The following is a 5804-nucleotide window of genomic DNA, read 5'->3' on the forward strand; positions in this document are numbered from 1 at the left end:
CCGCGGGGGCCGGCGCGGGCGCGGGCGGGGGGCCGTCCCGCAGCTGGGCCAGGTGTTCGTCGAGGTCGTTCAGCTCGTGCAGGGCCAGCTCGTACAGGGCGCGTTCCCAGCGGCCGTGCGGGTCCGTACCGTCCGGCTGCGCGTCCCGCCGTACCGCGTCCACCTCGCCCTTGAGCCGCCGCGTCTGGGTGATGAGGGCATCGACCTGGCCGCGTCCTGGCGGCTGGGCGGCTGGGTGGTCCGCGGAGAGAGGGGACGGCATGACGCACTCCGATAAGGGGACGGTTCGGCCAAGGCGGGCGGTGGGACCGCTATGACTGTTGCACAGCCCGAGATGCCCCGTAAGGGATTTGGCGACACACGATCCGGTGGTGCTTCTGGCATATGCCACAGTCTTCCCGGAGTGCTTGCGGCGTAGCCGGGGCGTACGGCGCGAGAGGGGTAAGTCGTAGAGCACGTACGCGAGTTGACGGAGCTGCGGGTGGCGAGAACGGCGCTCATCCAATCGTTCGACGGCCGTGTGTTCCAGGTGAGGTGCGGGGGCCCGGCGGCGTGACGCGGATCACAGAATGTGACAGGCGCCCGCGCGCTCGTACTGGCACACCGGCCCGATCGCCCACCGCAGGGAGACCGACCATGGACCTCGCCCTCCAGCAGTCCGCCAGCGCCCGTCTGATCACGGCGGACGAGCGGGACAGGGACGTGCCCGCCGTGCTCCGGTACACGGCCGACGACCCGTTCGCGGTGCACTTCGACTTCCCGCCCCAGGCCGCCCTCGACGGGGAGCCGGTCAGCTGGACCTTCGCCCGCAGCCTGCTGGAGGAGGGACTGCGCGGCCCCGCGGGCGGCGGGGACGTGCATCTGTGGCCGTGCGGCCGGGAGCGCACGGTCGTGGAGCTCCACTCCCCCTTCGGGCTGGCGCTGCTCCAGTTCGACACGGCCGCCCTGCACCGGTTCCTGCTGCGCACGTACGCCTTGGTGGCGGCCGGCCGGGAAGACGTCGCCGAGGCCGTCGACCGGGGGCTGAGCGGCCTGTTCGACGGGGTCTGAGTCAGCCGCCGAAGCCGGCGTACAGCTGCGGGCGCGGGGCCAGTTCCACGGCCACCCGGCCGCCGCCCTCCAGGGACCGCACCCCGGCCTCGGCGACGGCGGACGCCGCGTACCCGTCCCAGGCGCTCGGCCCGGTGACCCGCCCCTGCCGGGTGGCGTCGACCCACGCCTGCACCTCGCGGTCGTAGGCGTCCGCGAACCGCACGAGATAGTCCTGCGGCACCTCCTCGCGCGCCTCGCCGCCGGCCGTGACGACCATCGTGTGCTGCTCGCCCACCCGCGCGCCGCCCGCCTCGCAGACGGCCTCGCAGCGGACCTGGTAACCGAAGCCGCAGTTGACGAAGACCTCCACGTCGACCAGCACGCCCGCCTCGGTCTCGAACACCGCGAACTGCGGATCGAGCAGCCCTTCGGGAGCCAGCGCGGAGGACCGCGGCCGCAGCACGGTCACGGCCGTCAGCTCGTGGCCCAGCAGCCAGCGGGCCGCGTCGATCTCGTGCGAGACGGAGCTGTCGACCAGCATCGCGCTGGTGAAGCCCGGCGGCGAGGAGACATTGCGGTGGACGCAGTGCAGCATCAGCGGCCGGCCCAGCCGCCCGCTGTCCAGCAGCTCCTTCAGCCGCCGGTACTCGGCGTCGTAGCGCCGCATGAACCCGATCTGCGCGAGCCGCCGCCCGAGCCGCGCCTCCGCCTCGACCACCCGCAGCGCGCCCGCGGACCCCGGCACCATCGGCTTCTCGCACAGCACCGGCAGCCCGCGCGCGAACGCCGCGCGCAGCGCCTCCTCGTGCGCCGGGCCGGGAGAGGCGATCAGTACGGCCCGCACGCCCGGCGCGTCCAGCGCCGCCTCGGTCTCGGTATGCACGGTGACCCCGTCCAGCCCGGCCACCGCCTCCTTCGCCCGGTCGGGGTCGGGGTCGGCCACCGCGGCGACCCGGGCGCCGCTCACCACCCGGTCGAGCCGCCGTATGTGATCGGCGCCCATGTGCCCCGCGCCCAGTACCGCCACGCCCAGCAGCTCGCCCACGCCCGCACTCCCTCGTCGCCGACTGTCCCGCCGGTAGCGTACGGGCCGGGCCGCGGGCGCCGTCAGTACCGCAGCACCCCGGCGATCCCGCCCGCCTCGCCCAGCGTGCCGTCGGGGACGAAGCGCACCTCGGCACCGGTCTCCAGGCACTGCTCGACGATCTCGTCCACGATGTCCTCGCGCGCGTCCAGATCGCCGCTCTCGGCCGGGATCAGATGCTCGCCGTCGTCGCGCACCGTCACCCGGTAGTTCTCCTCCACGGCCAGCAGCCGGACCCGGGCCTGCCTGGCGTTCTGCCAGACCTCGTCCACCCCTGCCGCGAACTCCCGGTGCCCGCGCGCCGCTTCGAGCTGGTCGGCCACGCTGTCCACGCCGCGGGCCTCCTCCGCCTCGATCAGCGGGCGCACCGCCTGCCACACCGCGTCCGCGGAGGCGTTCGCCAGGCCGCCGTGCGGCACGTGCGACGCGTCCTTGACGGCCTCGCCGACGTCGTCGAGCAGGGACAGCGCGGCGGGCCGGCCGGTCACGTACAGCGGGCGCGGGCTGTCGCGCAGGATCGCGGTCATCGCCCGGTCGGCCTCGCGCAGGAAGTGGCGGGTGTCCTCGTCGCGGTAGGCGCTCGGCTGGTCACCGACGCGCTGCAGGCGCTCGGGGTCGAAGTTGTCGTTGTCGCGGACCATCGGGAAGCCGCCGGAGCGTTCCTCGACGACCCGGTCCGCACCGCCGTTCCAGAGCGTGACGCGGTCGGACGCGACCGACAGCACCCAGAACGGCCGTTCCGCGGCCTGGGCGGAGACCAGGTTGCGGGTGAGGAAGGTGTCCGAGAGCACCACGCGCTCGGGGACGGTCCGGGCCAGCGACCACACCTGGTGCTCACCCGGGGCGGCGAAGATCACCAGACCGTCCTCGGTGTGCGTCAGATCGACCTCGGCGAGCGCCTGGTCGAGCTGGGCGACGACATCGGCGCGCCGGTCGCGGGGGACGGCGGGATCGTGCTCCAGCTGCTTCTTCGCCTCGGCCACCACATTGCGCAGGCGGACCTGGTCCTGGGACTTCTCCGGCTCCCGGCGATGGGTCGGCGTCAGCACGGAGACCGCGGGGTAGGGGCGCGGGCGCCGCAGCTCGGCGAGGGTCGTGGGACTGAGTGCGTGCTCCATGACAGCACCATAGGACCGATCGACAGCTCGGGCATTCGGTGAGAAATCGGAGATCATTCGCGCTCCTCCACGCCGCACGAGCTGCCGTTCGGGGGCAGCGTGCCGTACAGCAGGAAATCGTCGATCTTGCGGTGGACGCACTTCGACGAGCCGTATCCGGTGTGTCCGTCGCCCTTGTTGTCCAGGACGACGGCCGACGGGCCGAGCCGCCGTGCGGTCTGCTCGGTCCAGCGGTACGGCGTGGCCGGGTCGCCGCGCGTACCGACCAGCAGCAGCTTCGGGGTGTCGACGTTCTTCACCTCGTCTCGGATGAAATCGGTGCCGCGGGGGCGGCCGTAGCACATGAGCACCTCGGAGAGGCGGTACCGGCCGAAGACCGGGGAGGCCCGCTCGTACGCGGTGCGCAGCCGGCCGAGGTCGCGCTCGATCCGGCCGGCCGTGGGGCGGTCGGGATCGTCCGCGCAGTTGACCGCCGTGAGCGCCGCGACGAGGTTGTCGAGGGGGACGTCCTCCTCGTCGGCGAGGCCGCCCCCGGCCTTCGGTCCGGTCGCGCGGCGGCCCGCCTCCTCCCGGTGGTCCGGGAGGTGATAGCCGCCGGTCGTGAACGCCTCGATGTGGCGGGTGTCGCCGTCCTCCATCAGCGAGGCCAGTGCCCGCTCCAGCGACGGCCACAGCTCCTTGCTGTACAGCGCCTGCCCGATGGCGCCCACCAGGTCCTGGCCGCTGAACTCGTAGCCGAAGTCGGTAGGCACCGGGTTCTCGTCCAGCGAGCGGACCAGCCGCCGCATGTCCTCCCGGGCCCGGCGCGCGTCCTGTCCGAACGGGCAGGCGATGTCGCGCGCGCACCAGTCGAGGAAGTCGTCCAGTGCCGTCTGCTGCCCCCGGGCCGTCGCGACGCCCTGCTCGGTGAGCGGTTCGGTCAGGGTGTCGACGCCGTCCAGCGCCAGCCGGCCCACCCGGTCGGGGAACTGCTTCGCGTAGACCGCGCCGAGCCGCGTCCCGTAGGAGAAACCGAGGTAGTTGAGCTTCCTGTCGCCCAGCGCCTGGCGGATGACGTCCAGGTCGCGGGAGACGTTCACGGTGCCTATGTGCGGCAGGACCGGCCCGGAGTGCTTCTCGCAGGCCTCGGCCTCCTCCCGCAACTGGTGCAGCAGCTCCTGCGGATCGCGCAGCACCTCGTCGGCGTCGTCGGCGGGCGGCTCCGTGGTGTAGGTGTCACCGCAGCTGACGGGGGAGGAGCGGCCGACGCCGCGCGGGTCGAAGCTGACCACGTCGTAGCCGTCGGTCAGGTCCAGGTAGGCCCGGCCGCCGGCCGCGAGACCGGCGACACCCGGGCCACCCGGCCCGCCGAAGTTCAGCACGACCGAGCCCCGCTTGTCGCCGCTGGCCCGGTAGCGGGCGAGTGCCAGATCGAGGGTGCCGGTCTCGGGCCGGGCGTAGTCGAGCGGGACCGTGACCTTGCCGCACTGCAGGTCCTTCGGCATGTCCTCGCCCTCGCACTTTCCCCAGGAGACCGTCTGACGGTAGAAGCGGGACAGGTCGGGCTGGGCGCCGTCGTCCGCGGCCGCCGCCGGAAGACCCGCGCTCAGCAGCGTCACGGCGAGCGCCCCGAGGAGGGCGCGGCGCCGCGGTGCGGGCCGAGTCGACGGGTGTGCCGGCATCGATGCCTCCAGGGCGCCGGGCTGCGGACCGGGGAACGGCACCCTCGCTCACGATAAGCGGACACCGGAAGGGGCGCCTCCGGACGGGCGGGGGCGGCGAACGCGGCGTACCATCCCCGCTTTCGGCCACCGTGCGGAACCGCTTCGCCACCCGTTCGACCACGCACTCACCCGATGGGGTGAACAGGGCCCGGGCGTGACCCGCTGCCATAACCCCGGCGCCCTCGCTCGCGTTCTGTCCGGTGCGGGTGAGTGCTCGCGTATATGTCTGGAAGGCAGGGACCCCCAATGAGACGGGTTACCCGAAACGGTGTGATCGCCGTCGCCGCCGCGTCCGGCGCGATGGCCCTCACGATGCCCGCGCACGCCGACTCCACGGCCGACGGTGTCGCGGCAGGCTCGCCCGGGGCGGTCTCCGGCAACACCGTCCAGCTTCCGGTGCACCTGCCGGTCAACGTGTGCGGGAACACCGTGAACGTGGTGGGACTGCTCAACCCGGCCGCGGGCNNCCGGCGGCGGGGCCGTCGCCGAGAGCGACACGGCCGACTCGCCCGGCGTGGTCTCCGGAAACGGGGTGCAGCTCCCCGTCGACCTCCCCGTCAACGTCAGCGGCAACACCGTGAACGTGGTGGGCATCGGCAATCCGGCCACCGGCAACGAGTCGGTGAACACCCCCGGTGAACCGGACCGTCCGAGTGGCCCCAAGCCCTCCCGGCCGCCCGTCACCCCGGAAGAGCCCACCGGGCCGAAGTCGCCGCCCAAGGCCGAACCGGGCCCCGACCACGTGCCGCACGTCGCACAGCCGCCGGAGGTCGCGCTCGCCGACACCGGCACGGACGCGGCACTCCCCCTCGCCGCGGGCGCGACGGCCCTCGTCCTGGGCGGCGCCGCGCTGCGCCGCCGGTTCAA

At 73.5% G+C, this 5804-nt stretch carries 4 protein-coding genes and 2 pseudogenes; 2 read left to right on the forward strand and 4 right to left on the reverse strand.

The genetic code is table 11. The features are described from left to right. A pseudogene (locus tag CCN42_RS23215) lies at positions 1-262 on the reverse strand (phosphatase); the annotation flags it as partial. 374 nt (positions 263-636) lie between these two features. Here CCN42_RS23215 and CCN42_RS23220 point away from each other — a divergent pair. Beyond that, the gene (locus CCN42_RS23220) at positions 637-1050 is read left to right on the forward strand and encodes an SsgA family sporulation/cell division regulator (protein WP_086738479.1); all 414 of its coding nucleotides are present in this window, start codon (positions 637-639) and stop codon (positions 1048-1050) included. A 1-nt stretch (position 1051) separates the two neighbouring features. Here CCN42_RS23220 and CCN42_RS23225 read toward each other — a convergent pair whose 3' ends face one another. The 3 genes from CCN42_RS23225 to CCN42_RS23235 form a co-directional block, all read right to left on the reverse strand. Continuing rightward, a complete protein-coding gene (locus CCN42_RS23225; protein WP_086738481.1) occupies positions 1052-2077 on the reverse strand; it encodes a Gfo/Idh/MocA family protein in 1026 nt (341 codons plus the stop codon). A 62-nt stretch (positions 2078-2139) separates the two neighbouring features. Next, the gene (locus CCN42_RS23230) at positions 2140-3234 is read right to left on the reverse strand and encodes a baeRF3 domain-containing protein (RefSeq protein ID WP_086738484.1); all 1095 of its coding nucleotides are present in this window, start codon (positions 3232-3234) and stop codon (positions 2140-2142) included. Between the two features lie 53 nt (positions 3235-3287). Further along, complete coding sequence (locus CCN42_RS23235; protein WP_086738487.1) at positions 3288-4895, reverse strand: alpha/beta hydrolase; 1608 nt, start codon at positions 4893-4895, stop codon at positions 3288-3290. A gap of 288 nt (positions 4896-5183) precedes the next feature. Here CCN42_RS23235 and CCN42_RS23240 point away from each other — a divergent pair. Beyond that, positions 5184-5804, forward strand: a pseudogene (locus tag CCN42_RS23240) (chaplin); the annotation flags it as partial.

The sequence above is a fragment of the Streptomyces glaucescens genome, from assembly GCF_002154375.1.
Classification (GTDB): Bacteria; Actinomycetota; Actinomycetes; order Streptomycetales; family Streptomycetaceae; genus Streptomyces; species Streptomyces glaucescens.